This is a genomic window from Microcoleus sp. D2_18a_D3, assembly GCF_036702455.1.
Lineage (GTDB): Bacteria > Cyanobacteriota > Cyanobacteriia > Cyanobacteriales > Microcoleaceae > Microcoleus.
In genome coordinates this window covers 293-19700 of the sequence record NZ_JAUBTK010000115.1, presented here as the reverse complement: position 1 = coordinate 19700, position 19408 = coordinate 293, and the positions used below count along the sequence as shown (strand labels likewise).

20 protein-coding genes are annotated in these 19408 nt (G+C 47.6%); 14 read left to right on the top strand and 6 right to left on the bottom strand.

Annotated features, from left to right (window positions below):
* On the bottom strand, window positions 1-3853 hold a 3853-nt coding region (locus tag QUB06_RS31430; protein ID WP_333438619.1), incomplete at its 3' end, for a cadherin-like domain-containing protein.
* A gap of 1414 nt (window positions 3854-5267) precedes the next feature.
* On the opposite strand from QUB06_RS31430, the gene QUB06_RS31425 reads away from it, so the two are divergent.
* From QUB06_RS31425 to QUB06_RS31400, 6 genes are all read left to right on the top strand, one after another.
* Window positions 5268-5522: a hypothetical protein gene (locus QUB06_RS31425; protein WP_333438618.1), complete on the top strand. Its 255-nt coding sequence runs from the start codon at window positions 5268-5270 to the stop codon at window positions 5520-5522.
* 4 nt (window positions 5523-5526) lie between these two features.
* Window positions 5527-7221, top strand: coding sequence for a CHAT domain-containing protein (locus QUB06_RS31420; RefSeq protein ID WP_333438617.1), 1695 nt, complete (start codon window positions 5527-5529; stop codon window positions 7219-7221).
* Between the two features lie 31 nt (window positions 7222-7252).
* Entirely contained in the window at window positions 7253-7405 is a 153-nt protein-coding gene (locus QUB06_RS31415) for a hypothetical protein (protein WP_333438616.1), read from the top strand.
* A 1121-nt stretch (window positions 7406-8526) separates the two neighbouring features.
* Entirely contained in the window at window positions 8527-8805 is a 279-nt protein-coding gene (locus tag QUB06_RS31410; protein ID WP_333287398.1) for a hypothetical protein, read from the top strand.
* A gap of 91 nt (window positions 8806-8896) precedes the next feature.
* A complete protein-coding gene (locus QUB06_RS31405) occupies window positions 8897-9307 on the top strand; it encodes an AbrB family transcriptional regulator (protein ID WP_172184952.1) in 411 nt (136 codons plus the stop codon).
* Between the two features lie 90 nt (window positions 9308-9397).
* Entirely contained in the window at window positions 9398-9865 is a 468-nt protein-coding gene (locus QUB06_RS31400) for a regulatory protein RecX (protein ID WP_006634375.1), read from the top strand.
* A 101-nt stretch (window positions 9866-9966) separates the two neighbouring features.
* Here the strand turns inward: QUB06_RS31400 and QUB06_RS31395 are convergent, their stop codons facing one another.
* Window positions 9967-10482 carry a DUF4385 domain-containing protein gene (locus QUB06_RS31395; RefSeq protein ID WP_333438615.1) on the bottom strand — a complete coding sequence of 172 codons (516 nt, stop codon included), beginning with the start codon at window positions 10480-10482 and terminating at the stop codon, window positions 9967-9969.
* A complete protein-coding gene (locus QUB06_RS31390; protein ID WP_333438614.1) occupies window positions 10479-10904 on the bottom strand; it encodes a DoxX family protein in 426 nt (141 codons plus the stop codon). Before QUB06_RS31390 ends, QUB06_RS31395 begins: the two co-directional genes overlap by 4 nt.
* Before the next feature lie 870 nt (window positions 10905-11774).
* Between QUB06_RS31390 and QUB06_RS31385 the strand changes: the two genes are divergently transcribed.
* From QUB06_RS31385 to QUB06_RS31360, 6 genes are all read left to right on the top strand, one after another.
* Window positions 11775-12266: a DUF4168 domain-containing protein gene (locus QUB06_RS31385; protein WP_333287392.1), complete on the top strand. Its 492-nt coding sequence runs from the start codon at window positions 11775-11777 to the stop codon at window positions 12264-12266.
* Between the two features lie 429 nt (window positions 12267-12695).
* Entirely contained in the window at window positions 12696-13133 is a 438-nt protein-coding gene (ureE, locus tag QUB06_RS31380; protein ID WP_333438613.1) for an urease accessory protein UreE, read from the top strand.
* Window positions 13134-13246: 113 nt separating this feature from the next.
* A complete protein-coding gene (locus QUB06_RS31375; RefSeq protein ID WP_333438621.1) occupies window positions 13247-13960 on the top strand; it encodes an urease accessory protein UreF in 714 nt (237 codons plus the stop codon).
* A gap of 124 nt (window positions 13961-14084) precedes the next feature.
* Window positions 14085-14681: an urease accessory protein UreG gene (ureG, locus tag QUB06_RS31370; protein ID WP_333438612.1), complete on the top strand. Its 597-nt coding sequence runs from the start codon at window positions 14085-14087 to the stop codon at window positions 14679-14681.
* A 149-nt stretch (window positions 14682-14830) separates the two neighbouring features.
* The gene (locus QUB06_RS31365) at window positions 14831-15280 is read left to right on the top strand and encodes a type II toxin-antitoxin system antitoxin SocA domain-containing protein (protein WP_333438611.1); all 450 of its coding nucleotides are present in this window, start codon (window positions 14831-14833) and stop codon (window positions 15278-15280) included.
* Window positions 15264-15677 (top strand): hypothetical protein, encoded by a 414-nt coding sequence (locus tag QUB06_RS31360; RefSeq protein WP_333438610.1) that lies wholly within the window; start codon window positions 15264-15266, stop codon window positions 15675-15677. The genes QUB06_RS31365 and QUB06_RS31360 overlap by 17 nt, the downstream gene beginning before the upstream one ends.
* A gap of 38 nt (window positions 15678-15715) precedes the next feature.
* Here QUB06_RS31360 and murG read toward each other — a convergent pair whose 3' ends face one another.
* On the bottom strand, window positions 15716-16813 hold the full coding sequence (murG, locus tag QUB06_RS31355) for an undecaprenyldiphospho-muramoylpentapeptide beta-N-acetylglucosaminyltransferase (protein WP_445251438.1): 1098 nt from the start codon (window positions 16811-16813) through the stop codon (window positions 15716-15718).
* Window positions 16814-16854: 41 nt separating this feature from the next.
* Window positions 16855-16995: a hypothetical protein gene (locus tag QUB06_RS31350; protein ID WP_333438609.1), complete on the bottom strand. Its 141-nt coding sequence runs from the start codon at window positions 16993-16995 to the stop codon at window positions 16855-16857.
* A gap of 3 nt (window positions 16996-16998) precedes the next feature.
* Between QUB06_RS31350 and QUB06_RS31345 the strand changes: the two genes are divergently transcribed.
* Both QUB06_RS31345 and QUB06_RS31340 read left to right on the top strand, forming a co-directional pair.
* Entirely contained in the window at window positions 16999-17904 is a 906-nt protein-coding gene (locus QUB06_RS31345) for a nuclear transport factor 2 family protein (RefSeq protein WP_333438608.1), read from the top strand.
* 309 nt (window positions 17905-18213) lie between these two features.
* Window positions 18214-19002, top strand: coding sequence for an SDR family oxidoreductase (locus QUB06_RS31340; RefSeq protein WP_333438607.1), 789 nt, complete (start codon window positions 18214-18216; stop codon window positions 19000-19002).
* A 136-nt stretch (window positions 19003-19138) separates the two neighbouring features.
* Here the strand turns inward: QUB06_RS31340 and QUB06_RS31335 are convergent.
* Window positions 19139-19408: hypothetical protein (locus QUB06_RS31335; protein ID WP_333438606.1), on the bottom strand; the 270-nt coding region annotated here is incomplete at its 5' end.

The window sequence follows — 19408 nt, the reverse complement described above, 5'->3', positions numbered from 1 at the left end:
ACAGATCCGCACCAGCACCGCCAGTCAGAATATCTGCACCGCTGCCGCCGCTGAGGATGTCAGCACCGCTGCCGCCGTCGATAATATCTGCACCGCCACCACCGTTGATGATGTCAGCAAATTCCGTACCGGTGACGCTGTTAGCGCTGTCATTGCCCGTAAATAAGACAGGAGTGGTGAAGTTGTAACCGCCAGCACCCGAACCGAAGTTGTTAAATGCGGCTGTCGCGAAAGTACCCGCATTTGCAGCAGTTAAATCGACAATGCTGCCTGAGTTGGTAGTAGTACCAGCAGGAGATGCGATCGTACCTGTAAATACAAAGTCCGCTGTTCCCAGATTGCTAGCAGCCGTACCCAAGGAAGCAATAAGCGTCGAACCACCCGCCACGGTACCGTTCGAGTCAAAATACAACACAGTCTCGTTCGACGCATTAGTAAATGCGAAGAAACCAGCAGTTGTAGAATTGCCCAGGGCTTTAGCTTGTGCAGCTTCCACAGAGGCATAACTGCCGCCTGTGAAAATCACTAACTCTTGGCCAGTAATGTCAGGAGTTGAACCGCTAACACCGTCAAAGTTAGTCGTAGTCAAATTGCCGAAAGCGCTCGCGCTAAACTCGAATTTGTCTACCCCAACAGTAAAGTCGGAAATTTTATCGCCGCCTTCTTTAGTTGTCCTGTAAACAAACAGATCCGCACCACTGCCACCGCTTATGACATCCAAACCGAGGCCGCCGGTGATGGTATCGTTGCCGTCGCCACCGCTGATGGTATCGTTAAAATTGCTGCCGACAATCTTGTCATCGCCTGCTAAAGCATCGAACTTAACAGCAGCCGGATAAGTGCCGAAATCGAAATTGTCAGGGCCGACAGTACCGACAGGAACATTTAGTGGCTCGCCGATGAAGACAAAGTTACTGACTTGCAGGCGAATGCTCGCCGAGAAACTGGCCACAATTTCAAAGCGCGCCCCAACAGCAAATACCAGCACGGAACGGCCGGTAACGGCATCTATAAACTGACAGAAAATAGGGGAGTCGGTGTTGCCGCCCAACTGTGCAAACCGCAGTTGCAAAGACGCGATGCTGTTAACAGTGGTATCCAGGGTGAAGTCGAGCAAATTAGCGCTGCCGATCGACCCAACAGTAGAAGTAGCAGTAATCTCCAGTCGGGTCAAGCTAGAAACGCTGAGATTACCAAAAGCTGCCGTAGAAAGCTCTAAAACATCGTCAGTGACACTAAAGTCAGTAATAAAGTCAGCTTCTACAACTGTTTGAATCTCTTGGCGGGAAGTGCGGTAAATAAAGCGATCCCGTCCATTACCCCCACTGAGATTATTGGTTCCGAAGCCGCCTTCGATCGAGTCATCGCCCTCATTTCCGGTTAATGTGTCATTGCCACTACCGCCGATGATTTTGTCTATGCCGAGGCCACCGTCGATATCGTCATCGTCATCGCCGCCGTCGATATCGTCATCATCATCGCCGCCTTTAACTTTGTCCTTGCCCAAGCCTCCTTTTAGTGTGTTTTTGCCTTTACCACCGTCGATATCGTCATCGTCATCGCCGCCGTCGATATCGTCATCGTCATCGCCACCTTTAACTTTGTCCTTGCCCAAGCCTCCTTTTAGTGTGTTTTTGCCTTTACCACCGTCGATATCGTCATCGTCATCGCCGCCGTCGATATCGTCATCATCATCGCCGGCTTTAATGGTGTCGTTGCCTTTGCCGCCGATGATTTTGTCATTGGCATTACCGCCTGTAATGTCATCGCCAGCATCGCCGCCTTCGATGTCGTTATCCAGCGTCGCAGAACCGACAATAACTTGAGGTGCTGTAGTGCCAGCAAAATTAAAGACATTTTGCTCGACATTCAAGCTAAAACGCTGGTTGATGAGAGTTCTTCTGCCGTTGCTAACTTCAAAACCAATACTAAGCGCACCGAAAAAACCTACTGCCGCTTTGAAAGTTAACAAGCCTGCGTTAATGTCTGCTTGAGAGAAGGTAGAACCGACTTGTGCTGGGACTCCATTCAACAATAGTTGGCCGGTTGTAGCATCGGGCAGCTCGGTTAGCTTGAAGACTGTGCCGCCAGGACCTTGCTCGTCATCGACATACTGCAACAACTCAGAAGTAATAGTTTGCGCGCCGCCGTCAGAACCAGCAATCAAGCCATTATTAGCTTCCACTCGCGCAGGGTTAAAAATCGGAGGGGGAGTTGGAGTTTGAGTTGGAGGGGGAGTTGGAGTTTGAGTTGGAGTTTGAGGATTAACTCCCAAAAAGTCTGCCGCAGTGATAAGCGTTGCGTTGACATTCAACAATAGCGCCAAGGCGAAGTTATTGACCCGAATTTCGGTATTTGCACCGACTTGTATAAAGGTCAAGCTGCTAAAGTTCAAGTCGCCAAACAGCAGAAATTTATCCTCGTTGTCTGCGAAGTCAGTGATGACAGCTTGTCCCCCAGAGGGACTGTTACTCATGACATAAACGTCAGTTCCAGCACCGCCGACACAGGTATGGTTGCCAGTACCGCCCATCAGCGTATCGTTGCCGTTGCCGCCCATCAGCGTATCGTTGCCGCTGCCGCCGCCGCTAACGCTGTCGTCGCCGTCGCCGCCGTCTGCCATGTCATTGCCGTCGCCAGTAACGAGGGTATCCTTGCCGGCACCGCCCATCACGCTGTCGTCGCCGGCACCGCCCATCACGCTGTCGTCGCCGTCGTCGCCTTCACACTTGTCGTTGCCGTCGCCGCCCATCAGGGTATCGTCGCCGATGCCGCCGCTAACGCTGTCGTCGCCGTCGTCGCCTCCACAGTTGTCGCTGCCGGCACCGCCGCTAACGGTATCGTTGCCGTCGCCGCCGCTAACGCTGTCGTCGCCGTCGTCGCCTCCACAGTTGTCGCTGCCGGCACCGCCGCTAACGGTATCGTTGCCGTCGCCGCCGCTAACGTTGTCGTCGCCGTCGTCGCCTCCACAGTTGTCGCTGCCTACACCGCCGCTAACGGTATCGTTATCTTTGCCGCCGTTAATGGTATCGTTGCCTGCGCCGCCCTCACAATCGTCGTTGCCCTGATCGCCCCTGACGACATCGTTGCCTTCGTCGCCCTCACAATCGTCGTTGCCTTTGCCACCATAGACGGTATCGTTGCCTGCGCCGCCGTCAACGTCATCATCTCCTTCGTTGCCGTGGGCCCCGTCATCGCCGTCATCGCCTTCGCAGGTGTCATTGCCGGTACCGCCAAAAAGGCTGTCGTTATCTTTACCGCCATTAACCTGGTCGTTGCCATTGCCGCCCTTAACGGTGTCGTTGCCCCGATCGCCCCTTACTTCATCGTCGTCATCGCCGCCCTCGCAATCGTCGTCATCTTTACCCCCGAAGATTTTATTTTTGTTGCGACGGTTTCCTTTGATTTTGTCTTCGCCTTTTTTGCCGTATATCTCATCCTGATCGTCGGTGGCGACAATTAAGTCATCGTCATCAGTACCGACGACTCTTCGGCTGCGGGGAGGGATGTCGCTGCCATCGTCATCTATGTCGTCCACACCTTCTTCTAATAGTACGGGGTTAAATTCAGCTATTGGGCTGTCATCAGCAGCACCTGTTTCGGGTGCACCGTTAGACTGATCCGGAAATAAGGCGTTAATGTCGGCGGTGTTTTCGCTGAGCGCTGCGTTAATTTCCTTGGTTAAGTCCGGAGCGGAATTTGGAGGGCTGTTGTTGCCTAAATCCACCCCGTCATCGGCGGGGATCGGTGTAGTAAACAACATGGGATCTACCTCTGTCATCTCAGGAATTTCTGTTTCAGTTTGAGCGAGAAAAAGTGTTCCCGGTTCTTCTAACAAGTTTTCGTCTGCCATCGTTGATATTTCCCAAAAAATGGTAAGCTTCTTAGAATCAATTTATCAGCAAACAGGAGGCTGCTGAAGAAAATTTTTTAACTTCATGCTTTCGCCTGCTAGAGGAGCTGTTTTCCTCATCTTTACTATTATAGATGCCACTTAAACGGCAAGGTTTTTTTCGCTCTGTTGCGAGTTTTATATTCTGCAATTGCGTACCCAAATTAATTGAGCCGCAACCTACACTGTAATAACTGCGCCGAAGCGCCGAGCATTTGAGATGTTCTCCGTAATTTCTACCGTAAGCTGCGCCGAAGGGCCCCTTTTTGTAGATTCTCTACGTAATTTCTACAGTGAATTAGCTGAATTTAAACTCGCAACTGACAACTCCTAAATAACTACCCAAAACCTCTATCCCCCAAATTCTACCCTTGCTTTTTTTCCGATCTAGGCTGGGTGTATTGAAGTTTTGTAACACTCCCAGCTTTGACAAATCCTTCCCTGACCTAGGATTTGAATCTCTTGACTAAACGACCGCACCCTCCTAATTTTAGTTCCCGATGATTAATTAGAAATTTAGATAATTCGCCCGGCCAAATATTTGTTCTAATTTTTAGTTGCAAAATTTTCTCTCGATTTAAGGAAACATCGCGAACTGAGAATTTTTGTTTTTCAGATTAATACTAAGAACTCTGCCAAAATATATCTATCTTAAGAAAGATTGTAAAATTTCGCCAAAAATAGTAACTGACGCAGGAGTCGTTTTTGGTGACAGTTGCAAGCTCGGCATTTTGAGCGGACACGACCCACGGCGAGGCTGCCCAACCCTGTGGCTTTGTAGAGGGTTCGCTACCAAATCCAATAATTCTCCGAGAAACCGGCCTGATGAGGCGTAATCCTCTAGATGGCAAAAATGATGGTTGCTGGAGAGTACCGGAATAATTTGATTGCCGTTGTATTGTTGAGAGTTCTTGGCTGCTGACGTTTATTTTTGCTGCTTAACTTTAACTAGATTAAGAGAGTTAAATTAAAAGTTTTCTATATCATAAAAGCGGGAAATTAGCAATAAGTTATTAGTAATTATCGATGGTCAACTATCGATTATCGCTCGCCACTGAGGTCTTAAGGATGAGGGCGGAGGGCTTACGGATGAGAACCCAGGGCTGACCAATTAATTAATTGACACAAAATCAAGATTACACATGGGGGGTTGGTGGTAGAGGATAAGCCGTAAAGACCGATCGACCGATCGCCAAAAAAAATAAAATACTCAACTTTTCCTGCGATATTGCCCTGAAACCGGTTGGCGTGAGCCGAAGTAATTTTAATAAGAACGAGAGATCCGCCTGGTAAAGTGCCTCCAATTTAACTTTACTCAGCAATGAGAAACTCAAGTTCACGACGAATCTAAAGGGGTCTGCGGTAGAGGTGCAAAATGTTAAAGATACAAAGATTGCAGAAAATTCGGCTTTCACCGAGCCACAGGGCAATCAAAACTAATAAACTGTTATTAAAGTACAACTTTTATATCCTCAAAGTGTTTGAACAAATATATATGACGCTAGCGATCGCCCGATCGGGGGAAGCGCATTCAGAAACTTTGATTCAAAGAGTAAAAATTATTTTGCCGATCGCTATTGCTAGCCGCAAAAACGCAGGCAAATTCAGAATTAAGGCGGGAGGGCGCTAAATCCGTGAGCCAGGAATTTCAACTCTCAGTCACCCCTGTTGGGGACGACGAATATCTAGTGCGGACAGAAAGGGTTGCACCCGGTGTACCCTTAGCCGAACAACAAGTCCGCTGGCCGATCGACGAATGGCTTGCACTGTCTGCTCAACTGATGAACGACCCGCTGGTGGGCTTGCTCCAAGGAAAAGCAGTACACGGAACCAGTTTTGCTGGTCGCGGAATCTCCCGTTCGGGACCCAACTGTGCGCCGAATTTAGTAGCGCTCGGACAACAATTATACAGCGGGCTGTTTCAAGGAAACTTGCGCGATAGCTGGACTTGCGCTCAAGGCATCGCCCAGCACCGCCGAGAAGTGCTGCAACTGCGACTCGGACTCAAAGGCCGGCGCTTGCCGCGTCTGCCGTGGGAAGTGCTGCACGCGGGCGATCGCCCTTTGGCAACTGGCACCGATGTCGTGTTTTCCCGCTACCAACCAGGTACAAGTTTGTTCAAACAAACCCGGATACTGCCTAGTGGCGGGCCGCTAAAAATTTTAATGGCGATCGCCTCTCCGAGCGATCGAGACAGCTTGCAGCTTAAGCGAGAAGTGCTCCATTTGCAACAAGAACTCCAAAACCGCACCGGTCATCCTCTCAAAAACAGCCCCCATTGCCCGGAAATTCAACTGACTATTCTCGAACAGCCCGATCGAGAACAACTTACCCAAGCCCTAGAACAAGGACACTACCAAGTCCTGCACTACGCAGGCCACAGCAACTTAGGTTCCAGAGGTGGGGAACTCTACCTAGTCAGCAGCCGCACCGGCTTAACCGAAACCCTCAGTGGCGACGACTTAGCTGGATTGCTCGTTAACAACGGTATTCAGATGGCCGTGTTCAACTCCTGCCGCGGCGCCTACGGCGACCCCTCAGACCTCGCGGACGACAGCCCGGAACGGAACTTAACCGAAGCTCTAGTGAAGCGGGGCATTCCGGCAGTGCTAGCAATGGCAGAAAGCATCCCTGACGATGTAGCCCTAACTCTGACGCGGTTGTTTTACCGCAACCTCAATCAAGGCTATCCAGTCGATCTCAGCCTGAGCCGGGCCAGAGCTGGGCTAATTTCTGCCTACGGTTCTCACCAGCTATACTGGGCTTTGCCGATTCTCTACCAGCACCCGGACTTTGACGGCTATCTGACCGGCGCCCCAGCCCACAGCGCGACCTCCGGTTCTATGGTGCACATAATCGGGTCAGGAACGCAACCGGCGCTCGCGGGTACAGAATGGAAGGCTGCGTCTTCGGTTTCGGCGATCGCCCAATACCCCCCACTCCCAGCCAATAGATCGCATGAGTCAGACAATTCTGAGGGCGAAGTCTGGGAATATCCCAACCAATTAAAAGATCGCAGGGATTGGGTTCAGCAGAACGATCGACCCGATGCTACTAATTCACCGAACTCACCGACGGCTTCGCCGTCCTCTATTCCTGATTCTGAGTGTGCGGCGATCCAAGCAACTCGCGCCGCTGCCGCCACTCAGAAACCGTTAAAAAAACCGGGGTTGAAAAAATCTGTGGCCCTGATGCTCTGCTTGTTGCCCGTTGCTTTGAGTGCTGGCTTTTTTGGGTGGCGGCACTCGAACCGAAGCACGAAACCAGAAGAGTTACTGCCGGCGGTACGGACTCCCCTGTCGCAAAGTTACCTGCAACAACGTCACTAAAAGCGATCGCTTTTGGCGATCGCCCACTGCAATGCTGAATTTAGACCCTCTTGGCCTGGCTCCAAACTGGGTGGGGTTTTTGCTGGCCATTCGCTATGGGCTGCCGCTGGCAAAGCGATCGAAAGTATGCTGCTCGATCGAATCTCGGACTTACGTTCATCCAGCCGGTTTTTACCGAAAATAAGCAGCAGCCCAACCAAGCATCGAGGAAGAAACCGGGTTTCTCGTCGAGCAAGTAAGTCCGGGACTGCTTAATATAAAATTAGTCAGTCGATTTGAGATTTTAGACTTCGGCTTGAGCCCTGAGTCGAAGGATTTGAGATTTTAATTTTACTCCACAGATAAATCTGGGAACAGGAACAAGACTCTAAAATTTTGATCTCTCCACGACAGGAGTCGGTGGCTTGTATGCGTTTTTGAGCGGACTGATTCGGCAGCAGGAGCATTCGTCATTCGGCACAAGACAATAAAAGCCAGAGTTGCCACACTTAAGAACGTCCTCACCCTCAGCGCGCTTATTTCACAATAATTAATTATGGAAGCGGCTGTGAGTTTGACCGAAAGCATCCAGGATACAAGCCCCCGGATTCATTCCGAAAGCAGACTCAGGACCCAGAAATAAAAAACCTGTATCCGATAAAGGCGCCCCGAATTTATCCGTGGGGTCAAGGCTTAAATCTAAAATCTAAAATCTAAAATCTAAAATCGATTGACGCGCCCCTCCAGTTGGTGCATAAATTTTGAGAGTATGGCAGTTTACAGGCCACGAATGGAAACCAATACATTTCCATCGAAACTCCATGTCGGGAACCGCTGCTAATTTGTAGTGCATCAAACATTTAAGCTGTGGTGCATTTAACTCGGTCTTTTTCAATTCCCCTGTGGAAATAACCTCAAATTCTCTGGCTTGGGGCCGGAGGAGGAATATTTTCCCGAGTTCCCCCTAGAAATCTACTGATTCCTGGCGAAGTGTTAAGAGTCGCGAAGCAATCTCGCCCGATCAAAACTATTCCCCTCTTAGTGGCTGCCCGATGTTTCTGCCACCGCGCCCATTGAGTCGGGTTTTAGCTTAAACCCGTTCAACGAAGAGGTGAAATTTCCTTGAATTTTTACCGGATTGCCTTCCCCAGACTGCGTTCTGTGGAAGTTATATGCCCAACACCTTAATAGAAGATTGCCCGTTGGTATTTGGGGTTTTGAGGGGATTTCCAGCCCAAAAAATAGAATTTACAAGTAGCTGGCAGTGACATCAAGAACAAGTGCTGCCTCGTCTTGTTGAGGTAAAAGTTAACCCCGCGCCGGTAAATGCTTTCGGCAGATTTGCAGCGGCCGGGGTCTAGGTATTTCGATTCATGGCTGTCTTGTTTTTACCTTGACCACAGACACAATCGGGGATTGGTGAATGCAGGGAACAGACTTTACTGTAAAAAAGTAAAGCATTTAATTTGCGACAATAATTCCCCGCGCGATCGCAAGAGAGGCTTACGCAAGGATTTGGGCCGCGATCGGCAAATTGATCGCCCTTCGAGCATCCTTACTTGCACCCCCGGTCTTGAGGCCGCAGAAATTTATCCAGAATCTTAATATTCAGAATTATTAGTATTGACAGTGAAACAAAGTTAATCTAATGTGTTGTAATTGATATAAGTAAAGTCCAATAAGCGAGGTACGGTCAATGGCAGAAACAGCTACAGCACCCTTAACAGGAAAAGGTCTGCTTCAAAAAATCAAAGGCAGTGATTTGCCACGCAGAGAACTTGCAAAGCTTTGCGGCTACTTCACGGTCAGCAAAAGTGGAGAAACCCGGATTAATCTGGCTGAGTTTTACGATGCAGTGTTAGCTGCTAAGGGCATTGAGCTAGAGAAGTCGAAAGCAGACGGACGCGGACGAGAAGCGAGTTATCGAGCTAGCGTTCACAAGAATGGTTCGATCGTGATCGGGGCAAATTATACCCAAGAAATGGGATTAAAGCCGGGAGACGAGTTTGAAATTAAGCTCGGATACAAGCACATTCGCTTGATTCAGATCGATGTGGACAGACCGGATGTGGATGTGGATGATGAAGAGGAGGATACAGAAGAATAGAGGCGATCGCGATGCAGTCAGCCGATAGCAAGGCGACTGGATTTGGCATTCGCTACACGACTATTTGCGCGCCACCCTTCGATTGAACTGATGAGCTGTCTTGACTATTTCTATTTTCTCTTGTCCCGCAAAGACTACAGTGCCTCTGAACTTCGCAAAAAGGGGCAAGAGAAAGGTTTTGGCAATGAGGAAATATTGGAGGCGATCGCGCAAATTCAAGACCGCGGCTATCAGTCCGACACTCGCTTGGTGGCAAACTCGATCGCCTCTGCAGCAGGCAAATACGGGAAGTCGGCCATCAAGCGCAAGTGCCTGCAAAAAGGAATTACCAACGATTTGTTCGAGCAAGTCTGGGAAGAAGAAATTGCCGAAAATCAGGACTCCGAAGCAGAAAAACTGGCCGAATTAAAAGCCAAAGTCATGCGGAAATACAAGATCGATACTTGGGGTAAAGCAGATCCGAAAACCAAGGGCAAAGTCTTGAATTACCTGCAATACAGGGGCTTTAATGCCTTTGAAATTTGGCGGCAGTGGCAAACAGAAGAAGATGACGAGTAAATAGTAGGGTCACGCCAAGAGGTGCGGCCCACATAGGCAAGCACAACTACACTGCTGCCGACGGGGCTAAAGTGTAAGTTCTGAGTTTTTGTAAATGTATGTCAATCCTCAGCGTTGACTAAATAAGATTCGTACATCTGCCGGTGTCTGGCTAAAAGCTCGAGATATTTCTCGTTGATTTTGGCCAGCATCCATTTTTCGTGAAAAATGGCGGCGGATTCTGCTTTCACCGGATCTGCTTGTAGCGGCAAAATATCTTTTCGAGCTGCGGTTTGCTCTGCAACAGACTTCAGCTTCTGAGGGTTTTGCTGGTATTTTCGACCGCTTTTGTGGTTGGCGTAGCGACGCGATCGAGTATACCCCATCTGCAAGAACTTGCGAGCCATGTCGGCTCCCACAAAATCATCGGCATCGAGATACTCTAAAAACAAGGAGTAAATTTTGCTGCTGGACTCCCTGGCAATTTCAGGAGTCTTAAATCTCCAGAAAGGCAAAATTTCTCCTTTGTAGGGTTCCACCAAAAGCACTCCTTGTTCTCCTTTCCCTACCCGATAAAGTTCCGGGTGCTGTCGAAAGTCGATGTTCTTAAAATCCGCATGGTAGTCGAACTGCTTCATCGGGCATTTTCTGTTCTATCTGGAACTATAGAAGCCCGGGGTTTACCTTCGTCTGGTTGGGTATAAACCCATGCCCAAGCAATGAAGACAGCTTGAAAAGGCAGCCTCAACCAATACAGTAATTGGTTGTGGGGAATCCCTTCTATCGGAATGTTGTTGACGGCTTGATTGATATTAGCTGGAAACACGGCAATAAACAAGGCAATTAATCCCCACGCCGCCGCCTTGCTCACAGGAGGAACTAACAGCCCAATTCCGCCCAAAATCTCGAAAAAACCGCTGATATAAACCAATGCTTCTGGGTAAGGAAGCTGGGGCGGCACAATTCTGATAAAAGGTGCGGGTACTGAAAAGTGCAGCACGCCTACAATACTGATAGCTACTGCGAGAATAACTCGCCAAATTTCTTTTTGACTTTTCATGGGCAATCGGTAATTAATAATTGTTAAATTGCTGCGATAATGCTTGCCAAAATTCGCTATTTGCGATCGAGATGACAATAAAACTGACCCCCAAAAATTCCCGCTTTCCGGGTTTCTCTACTCTGGCTGCTGGCTGTAACGATTTTATTTCGTAGAAAAACCAGGTTTCTGGGTAACTCCCAGACAAGTTTTCACAGCCCCAAACTGGAGGAAGCGAGAACTGGAATCGAAGGCCTGCGCGTTGAGTGCCAAAAACAGCTAGCGCGCATTTTGATACCAAGATTTTAATGTCTAGTGCCCTGTTGCTGTCTCTATCTTCGGGTAGTAAAACATGATTTTTGTTCCGGCTCTGGCTTCGTCAGCAGCCAAACCAGTGGGGATTTTCTCGATCGACAAATGCACCATCGCTTAACATTAAATAAATCATCGCCGCAATTGATGAGTGCGATTGCTGCTAAATTTGACCTAGCCTTCCAGACGCTTCCCTACCCTTCACCGAACCCTTGCGGGAAGATAGCTTTGCTAGCGCGTACCTTGATTAGAAGAATTAAGGCGAGTAATTTGTCAATAACTTTTATAATTATTTAATATTTGCGCTTTGAGAATTATTGCCAGAAGCAATTCAGGAACGCTCTGTAATTAAAATTACCCTCTAAAGTTAGAATTTTGTCAACTTCCCACAGATGCTAGAATGAATGAAATTATCGAATTTGCTAAAAAGTCGATCGTGCTAGCAACTCCCCAACCCTCCTGGTGCAATTCAAAATTGTCACCAACGGCAGGAACTTTTTAGCCACCACATTATTCAAAAAGATTGAGCCTCCAAGCGCTGTGTCATTTTTATCTCCACGTAAGCAATCACCGACGACCATGAACACCTCAACCAACACCTCTAAATTTCGCCTAAACCGGATGCTGCGACAATCGCTGTTTGCAGGCATCATTTCTGCAGCAGCTTTAGCTAGCGGATGGGCGCCCGGTTTGTACGGACAATCCCCAAACCTCGTTTTCGGAGCAGCAGCCCAAGCTCAAGAGATTAGCAGCGAAGAAATTACTAGCTACGCTCGTGCTGTGTTGGCAATAGAACCCAGACGGGTGGAAGCTTATAACGAAATTAAAAAAATGGCTGGAGGCTCGGTTCCCAGAGTAGTGTGCAACGAAACTCAGCAAATTAACAGGCTGTCTGGAAATTTTCGTGGCATCGCAGTGAATTACTGCCAACAAGCTAAAAAAGCTATCGAAACCTATGGTTTGACAGTTAGTCGCTTCAACCAGATCACTTTGCTCCAGCAAGCCGACCCGGCAGTAAAACAGCAAATTCAAGCCGAGCTGCTGCGACTGCAACAAGCGGGCAATCAATAAGCTTGAGGGTTTGAGTCTTTCTTCCTCTCCCGTTCTATTAGACTTCTCCATAAAAGCTTGTTAAGGGCAGGCAGGATGCCTAAGCGCTACCTCTCCCAACAATATATTGGAGATTTAAATTGTTCGAGTTCCTAGACGGTAGGCAAAATTTTTTGAAAAAAAAGCGATCGTCTGCGCTCAAGTGCTTGACAAAATAACATAAATTTGGTAAGAGGGCCAGAACGGGAGCGGGCAGAGAGATGAATATTTTTCAACTGGCTGTAAATCGGAATGAGATATAGCGATCGCCAAGACGATTAAAACGTTTTTAATTTCTGAAACATGAGCTGAAGATTGGAACTTCTGTCTTCATTATTCCTTCGGCTCTAAAAAAGATATTCCTCAAAAACTAAATGTTAAGTGAATTGCTCTGAGGAATAGAATAGAAAAATGCTAACATTCACAAAACATTTACCTGCAAATCCCGATGCTATTGTCAGCTTTACTTTACCGATGACATCGGACGATCGCACTCGCAGCCGCCACCGATTCGAGACAGAAACGGGGGAAAAGCTGCACCTGAGTTTGCCCAGAGGTACGGTACTGCGCGATCGAGATTTATTGCAGTCGGAAGATGGTAGCTGTTTGGTACTGGTAAGTGCAAAACCCGAACTGGTGCTGACAGCGCGGGCATCAAGTCCGCTGCTACTGATGCGGGCGGCTTATCATTTAGGAAACCGTCACGTAGCTTTAGAAATTGCCGATAATTATTTAAGACTTTCTCCCGACTCTGTGTTGCAGGGAATGCTCGAAAAAATGGGTTTGGAAGTAACAGAGGAAATTGTGCCGTTTCAGCCAGAAATGGGCGCTTATGGACACAGCCATTAGGAATGGGGCATTGGGCATTGGGCATTGGGCATTGTAACCAACAGTCAACAGTCAACAGTCAACAGCCAACAGTCAACAGCCAACAGCCAACAGTCAACAGTGAACAGTCAACAGTGAACAATCAACTTTTATCTTTGTTGCAGTTAGCTTTTGCACCTGTGGGAGCTTATAGTTATTCTGAGGGAATCGAAAGTCTGGTAGAAACCGGTGCGATCGACAGCGAGATTACTTTAAGGAATTGGTTAGAAAATTCGCTGCAATTCGGGGCTGTTCGAGTAGAAGCGGCTGTGGTGGTACGGGCTTTGAGGGCGGCCCAGAGGGGGGATTTGAGCGCTTTGAGTTACTGGAATGCTTGGGCGACTGCTGCTAAGGAAACAGAAGAGTTGCGCTTGCAAAGTTGGCAAATGGGGCGGACTTTGGTCAGGTTGCTGCTGGATTTGCGTGAAGCGCAGCTATCCCGCAGGGAATCGCCCGTTTCTTCTGTGTTAACAACAAGTGTAAAAGATTTGGTGGAATGTGGCGGCAATCCGTGTAATTTTGCGATCGGCTTTGGCATTGCCGCGGCAAGCTGGCAGATTGAAGAGGAAGCGGCCGTGTTAGGATATTTGTACAGTTGGGCTGCAAATTTGGCGAGTGCGGGCGTTAAATTGATTCCCCTAGGTCAAACAGCCGGTCAGCAGTTGCTGTTAGATGTGCGATCGCAAATTAGCTGCACGGCGCGAGAAGTTTTACAGTTAGAAGATGATGACCTTAGTAGTTGCAGTTGGGGATTAGGACTGGCTAGCATGGCCCACGAAACTCAGTACACTCGGTTGTTTCGGAGTTAAAAATTCAAGGCGGAAATCCGCCGAAGGTGCGCCACAAGCACCTTAAAGTCGCGTAAAGTGCTGATGGCGCACCTACTAAAATATAAAAAAATCTAAAATCTAAAATCTAAAATCTAAAATCGATATGAGTGCTTTTCGTGTAGGAATTGCGGGCCCGGTTGGTTCGGGGAAAACTGCTTTACTTGATGCTTTGTGCAAGTCGCTGCGACAGCAGTACCAGATGGCTGTGGTTACTAATGATATCTATACTCAGGAAGATGCACAGTTTTTGGTGCGGAGTCAAGCTTTAGAGAGCGATCGAATTTTGGGCGTAGAAACGGGAGGCTGTCCCCACACAGCCATCCGCGAAGATGCTTCGATCAACTTAGTAGCGATAGAAGAGCTAGAACACAAATTCACTAATTTAGATTTAGTGTTTGTAGAAAGCGGCGGCGACAATTTGGCTGCAACTTTTAGCCCAGAGTTAGTAGATTTAACAATTTACGTAATCGATGTCGCTGCCGGCGATAAAATTCCGCGCAAAGGCGGGCCTGGAATTACTAAATCAGACTTGTTAGTGATTAATAAAATAGACCTCGCCTCTTTCGTGGGAGCAGATTTAGGCGTGATGGAACGGGACGCTAAAAAAATGCGAGGGGAGAAGCCTTTTGTGTTTACTAACCTGAAGACAAAGGAAGGCTTTGAACCGGTAGTTAATTTTGTTAAATTGAATATGGCATAGATTGAGAAAATATAGTATAATGTAAATAAAGTGACACGGCTCGCAATTCCCCGTGAAAACGTCTCCAGACAAATATAGTCTGCTTGAGTCGCGGGAGTGTCAAAAAAATCTCGTTCTAGTTTTGCCGTTTAATGACTACCAAGTAAGTTATGCTGAGTTGTTATGATGCAGCCAAATACTTTTTGGCTCAGGCAAGTGAAGATGCTGGCGATCTGATATCTAATCTCAAGCTTCAGAAATTGGTTTACTATGCTCAAGGCTTTCATTTAGCTTTGTACGATGAACCGCTATTTCTTGAAGCCATAGAAGCATGGACTCACGGGCCCGTTGTTCCTGATTTGTACCATCACTATAAAAAGTATGGTACTGGTGCAATTCCATATCCAGAATATATAAACTTTTCGATTTACGACGAAAAAACTAAGAGCCTGCTTGATGAAGTTTACTCTGTGTTTGGGCAGTTTGCTGCATGGAAGTTAAGGAACATGACACACGAAGAATATCCCTGGAAACTTGCTGCTCAAAATAGCGGAAAAATTACTCATCAATCCCTGAAAAAATACTTCAAGACTCAACTCAATTGTGAAGAAGCATCTTAAGGCAAATCAACGCCAAGAAAAAGGGAAAAGGATTTCACCTAGAGAAATTGTTGATTTACCGCCAGAGCAGGAGTCACCTCTATTTTCTTTGCGGTACATGAATAAAGATTACTCTCTTGCTAAATGTACAAAAGATGAAAAGGCAGCTTTTGCAGATACGCTGTACAAATTAAGTCAGCTTACCTGGAGTCAGATTAATGCTTGTCCCCGTCACGGATCGGGCTACGAGAAGATAGCCCGAAGTTCCATTGGAGCACCTATTCCCAGCCATCTTAAGGATGATGTAAATTTTATTGCTTTTCGGTTTTTCGGGAAGGCTCCGATGGTTGGTTATCGGGATGGGGCTGTGTTTTATGTTATTTGGTTGGACAGGGATTTTACGCTTTACCCTCATTAAAAAGAACTCGTTAAATTAGTGGCGGTGTCCAATTTTCGCTACCTCACCACCAATTCCCTGACCAAATTTGCCAAACGTTCTGTACTGTCTCTCACAGCTAATTCAGAAGCAGCTTGAGACATTTTTGCCAAATATTGCGAATCTCTTAACAAATACAACACTTTGCTTTGCAATACCTCTGCTGTTAGTTCGCTTTGACGGAAAACTACCCCGGCACCAGATGCGGCAAATACTTCCGCATTAAATCTTTGGTGGTCGTCAGCGGCGTGAGGATAAGGAATTAAAATAGAAGGTACTCCCGTCACTGCTAATTCTGTCAGAGCACTGGCGCCCGATCGACTAATTGCTAAATTTGCTCGCTGCAACAAACTCGCCACATTGTCGTAAAATGGCATAGACAAATATTGCTCGTGTTTCAAACTTTCAGCATCCGGATCCTGATTGCCGGTGAGGTGAACTACCCAAGCACCAGCCTCAAACCAAGCCGGAGCGCACTGCCGGACTAACTGATTGACAGAGACAGCACCTTGAGAGCCGCCCATGACTAAAATTACAGGTACGCTGTCAGGAATTGGCAAATTTAGAGGTTGGCGAGTCAGGAATTGCGATCGCACCGGCGTACCAGCAACAACAGTTTTCGCGCGGGGTAAATGCTGGGCTGCTGCTTCAAATCCGATCGCCACAGCAGTGCACAAAGGACTAAACCAGCGCGTCACCTTCCCGGGAATTGCATTAGATTCGTGGAGAATCACCGGCAAACCCAAAGACCGGGCCGCCAGAATTGCCGGTGCTGCGATGTAACCGCCGGTCGTAAACACTCCCTGAAAATTTCCCGCTTTGAGCAACTTCCGCACCTGAAGGATCGAGCCGGCGAGTCCGCCCAAAATTCGCAGTGTACCGAGTCCAAATCGCTGCTGAAAGCCTTCGACGGCGATCGTGTGGAGGGGGTAAAGGGCTGGAACTAATTGCGTTTCCATGCGGTCGGGGACTCCTAGCCATTCGATCTGACAGTCGTTCAACTGACCAGCGGTGGCGATCGCAGGAAATAAATGTCCCCCAGTACCGCTAGCTGCAACCAACAACCGGAGGGGGGCTTTTGTCAAGGTATTTGTTTCTTTTACAAGTAAAAGTTCCACAGGTCGATCAATTTTATATTTGAGGTTTTAGATTATTATGCTTATTGTTCCGGCAGTTTCAGCCAATTTTCAATCAGCCATCTAAAATTAGATTGTGCCGTGTCCCTCCTTCCATTGTCAGTTTTCGTTGCAGGCGAACTGTTGCCCGCGCCACGACTCCTGACAAATAACCAAATTATCATCTAATGCGTAATTTTTTGAATTTAATGCCAAGTGCATCTCAGTATTTTTCCAGCCGCCGGGACGAAAAAGCCGATCGGGCGATCGTTTTCGGCTTAAACTGCGGGAAGTCGATCGCTCAAATGTTGTTATGTTTAACAGTGGTAAGTGCTGGCGTGCTGCATCCTAGTGCGGTAAGAGCGATCGGTGCGATCGGGGCGACTCCCCAAACCATCGCCCAAACAGGAGCAAATGCGCCTGCCCCACTCACAAAAGTGCTAACAGAAATTGACGCAGCAGCCAACCGGCGCGATGTCAAAGCAGTGATGGGATTTTACAGCCCGAGTTTCACTCATTCTGACGGCTTAAACAGCCAAAGCATGGAAAAAGCACTCACCCAACTCTGGGCTCGATATCCGAGTTTGAATTACCGCACCGAGATCAAATCTTGGAAAACCGAAGGTAGCGCGATTGTCGCAGAAACCGTAACTACAATTGCCGGCACTCAAAAAAAGGATGGCAGAGAATTAAATCTCAAAGCTACCATCCGTTCCCAGCAGCGTTTTGAAGGTGAAAAAATAGTTAAGCAAGAGATTTTAGCAGAACAAACTCAGCTTAGTTCAGGCCAAAATCCTCCCACAATTCAAGTGAACTTGCCGGAGCAAGTTAAAGTGGGCGAAGAGTACCATTTTGATGCCATTGTGCGAGAGCCGATCGGCGATGATATTTTAATAGGGACTGTTTTGGAGGAACCTATTACTGAAAAAACCTTTTTTAATCCCTCAGAAGTCGAGCTAGAGCTGCTAAATGCCGGGGGAATTTTTAAAGTAGGTAAAGCTCCGGCTACGCCAGAAAATCGGTGGGTTTCAGCAGTTTTGATGCGACAAGGTGGAATTGCAACAGTTAGTGTGCGATTGCGGGTTGTCAAGTAATAAAATAGGTGTTATGGGTTATACCATTTTAGATTTTAGATTTTAGATTTTAGATTTTAGATGGGGAATAACTTATGAATTAAATGTTGGGAGCGCTGGTCTACAGTTGCATTTTTTAGGGGATGGTATTATTTGGGTAATTTGAGGAGTGGCGAGTTCCAGAAAAGCTTGAAAAGAAATGACTGAAGTCCCTAAACTCGTCACTACAAGAATTATGTTGAATTGACAGTATGAAATATCCAAACCCTTATCTCATTAGTCATTCCCAATTCCCAAATCTAAAATCTAAAATCTAAAATCTAAAATCGTATGATTTCTATCCAAAATCAAATTGTTTTCATTACAGGCGCGAGTAGCGGTATCGGAGCAGCCTGTGCCAAGATATTCGCCAAAGGTGGAGCCAAACTAATTTTAGCAGCCCGCCGTCTTGAAAAGCTCGATCGACTGGCAAACGAACTTGTAGAAACAAAATCGATCGCGTCGGCGAACGAGATTTATTTGCTAGAATTGGACGTGCGCGATCGCCCGCAAGTTGAATCCGCGATAACTGCGCTTCCTGATGCCTGGAAAAGCATCGATATTCTGATTAACAATGCGGGATTGAGCCGTGGTTTAGACAAACTGCACGAAGGCAACTTCCAAGATTGGGAAGAAATGATTGATACCAATGTTAAAGGCTTGCTTTACATGACTCGCGCGATCGTGCCGGGAATGGTAAGCCGAGGCCGCGGCCACGTAGTGAATATCGGCTCAATAGCAGGCCGCCAAGCTTATCCGAAAGGTAATGTTTATTGCGCTTCCAAAGCAGCAGTGAGAGCTATTTCTGAAGGGTTGAAACAAGACCTTTTGGGAACACCGGTGCGGGTGACGGAAATAGAGCCGGGTTTGGTGGAAACAGAATTTAGCAATGTCCGGTTTCACGGCGATGCAGAAAAAGCCAAAAATGTCTATCAAGGATTAACACCGCTGACTGCTGACGATGTAGCCGATGTCGTGTATTTTTGCGCGACGCGATCGCCCCACGTCAATATTAGCGAAATCTTGCTAGTTCCGACAGACCAAGCTAGTGCAACTCTGGTTCACCGAAAAGAGTTTTGAGTTTTTAGTGGTAAGTGTCCGGATTGCGCTCGAATTCTCAGGAAGCTTAATTGGTAGATGCACCCTGATTAATTAACTCCCGACCAATTTTGGCCGGGTTTTTTTTGGCGATCGCCCGCCGTAGCCACAAATTCTCCTAAATTCTGCCAAAGTGTCCTGAAAGAGGTGCTGTGAGACGGGAGACTAAATTAGTAGATGCACCCTGATTAAATAACTCCCGACCAATTTTGGCCGGGTTTTTTTTGGCGATCGCCCGCCCTCGCCACACATTCTCCAAAATTCTGCCAAAGTGTCCTGAAAAGGTGCACATCGGGCGGGAGATTAAATTAGTAGATGCACCCTGATTAATTAACTCCCGACCAATTTTGGCCGGGTTTTTTTTGGCGATCGCCCGCCGTAGCCACAA

Coding starts and splice junctions, on each gene's coding strand:
- QUB06_RS31385 (WP_333287392.1), top strand. CDS start 11,775: ATGAACACCTCAACCAACACCTCTAAATTTCGCCTAAACCGGATGCTG.
- QUB06_RS31350 (WP_333438609.1), bottom strand. CDS start 16,995: ATGATAATTTGGTTATTTGTCAGGAGTCGTGGCGCGGGCAACAGTTCG.
- QUB06_RS31415 (WP_333438616.1), top strand. CDS start 7,253: ATGCTGAATTTAGACCCTCTTGGCCTGGCTCCAAACTGGGTGGGGTTT.
- QUB06_RS31365 (WP_333438611.1), top strand. CDS start 14,831: ATGCTGAGTTGTTATGATGCAGCCAAATACTTTTTGGCTCAGGCAAGT.
- QUB06_RS31425 (WP_333438618.1), top strand. CDS start 5,268: ATGTTAAAGATACAAAGATTGCAGAAAATTCGGCTTTCACCGAGCCAC.
- QUB06_RS31410 (WP_333287398.1), top strand. CDS start 8,527: ATGCTTTCGGCAGATTTGCAGCGGCCGGGGTCTAGGTATTTCGATTCA.
- QUB06_RS31395 (WP_333438615.1), bottom strand. CDS start 10,482: ATGAAGCAGTTCGACTACCATGCGGATTTTAAGAACATCGACTTTCGA.
- QUB06_RS31390 (WP_333438614.1), bottom strand. CDS start 10,904: ATGAAAAGTCAAAAAGAAATTTGGCGAGTTATTCTCGCAGTAGCTATC.
- QUB06_RS31405 (WP_172184952.1), top strand. CDS start 8,897: ATGGCAGAAACAGCTACAGCACCCTTAACAGGAAAAGGTCTGCTTCAA.
- QUB06_RS31340 (WP_333438607.1), top strand. CDS start 18,214: ATGATTTCTATCCAAAATCAAATTGTTTTCATTACAGGCGCGAGTAGC.
- ureE (WP_333438613.1), top strand. CDS start 12,696: ATGCTAACATTCACAAAACATTTACCTGCAAATCCCGATGCTATTGTC.
- ureG (WP_333438612.1), top strand. CDS start 14,085: ATGAGTGCTTTTCGTGTAGGAATTGCGGGCCCGGTTGGTTCGGGGAAA.
- QUB06_RS31400 (WP_006634375.1), top strand. CDS start 9,398: ATGAGCTGTCTTGACTATTTCTATTTTCTCTTGTCCCGCAAAGACTAC.
- QUB06_RS31345 (WP_333438608.1), top strand. CDS start 16,999: ATGCGTAATTTTTTGAATTTAATGCCAAGTGCATCTCAGTATTTTTCC.